A 301-nucleotide genomic window follows, 5' to 3' on the forward strand; every position below is an offset into this window, starting at 1 on the left:
ACGGTAGCAAACTGGTTTTTACATAAAGTAATTGATAAACCCAATATAGATCAGAAAGAATTACTTGAAGCTACCGCACAATATAGAAAGTCATTGATACCTGACCTAATAATTAAAGGAGTGGGATTGATTCTATCCTTAATTGTCTATCCTCCGATTATGATGTATAGTGTTTTAATTGCGGCATTTTACATCATAACTTTAAAAACACTATCTGAAAAAAGAGTGAATAACTAAAAAATGGTGATCAAAGTTAGGTGTATTATTTTAATGCTTACAGACCTAAACTATTCCCCTATTT

Annotated in this window: 1 protein-coding gene; it reads left to right on the forward strand. The window is 30.6% G+C overall.

Annotated features, from left to right (window positions below; translation table 11 throughout):
* The coding region (locus tag AX677_RS09465) for a hypothetical protein (protein ID WP_082730171.1) at positions 1-237 on the forward strand (237 nt) is incomplete at its 5' end.
* Positions 238-301: the final 64 nt, after the last annotated feature.

Origin of the sequence: Streptococcus sp. CCH8-C6 (assembly GCF_001557225.1) — a bacterium.
GTDB lineage: Bacteria > Bacillota > Bacilli > Lactobacillales > Streptococcaceae > Streptococcus > Streptococcus sanguinis_C.